Source organism: Burkholderia sp. Bp9004 (assembly GCF_003858025.1).
Lineage (GTDB): Bacteria > Pseudomonadota > Gammaproteobacteria > Burkholderiales > Burkholderiaceae > Burkholderia > Burkholderia diffusa.
In genome coordinates this window covers 1-524 of sequence record NZ_QTQD01000092.1, presented here as the reverse complement: position 1 = coordinate 524, position 524 = coordinate 1, and the positions used below count along the sequence as shown (strand labels likewise).

Below are 524 nucleotides of genomic sequence, written 5' to 3'. Positions count from 1 at the left end.
TCGACCTTCGACGGCATCTGCTCGTGCATGTAGCCCATCCCGCCGAGCGTGCCGCCCGCGATCGTCGAGCCGTGGTAGCCGTTCTTGCGCGAGATCACGTATTTCTTCTGCGGCTTGCCCTGCACGCGCCAGTACTGGTGCACGAGGCGCAGCACGGTGTCGTTGCCTTCCGAGCCGCTGTTGCAGTAGAAGAAGTGGTTGAAGCCGGCGGGCGTCACTTCCGCGAGCATCGCGGAAAGCTCGATCACCGGCGGGTGCGTCGTCTTGAAGAACGTGTTGTAGAACGGCAGTTCCTGGAGCTGGCGATACGCGGCGTCGGCGAGTTCCTTGCGGCCGTAGCCGACGTTGACGCACCAGAGGCCGGCCATCCCGTCGATGACCTTGTTGCCGTCCGAGTCCCACAGATAGACGCCGTCGGCCTTCACGATCACGCGGCTGCCCGCGCCGTTGAGCGCACCCATGTCCGAGAACGGGTGGATGTGGTGCGCGGCGTCGAGCGCGCGGTATTCGGCGGTCGAGCGTGC

The 524-nt window shown here is 65.5% G+C and carries 1 protein-coding gene; it reads right to left on the bottom strand.

Going from position 1 to position 524, the window contains the following annotated elements; all coding sequences use genetic code 11:
* Positions 1 to 524: aminotransferase class III-fold pyridoxal phosphate-dependent enzyme (locus tag DIE08_RS35295; RefSeq protein ID WP_124906463.1), on the bottom strand; the 524-nt coding region annotated here is incomplete at both ends.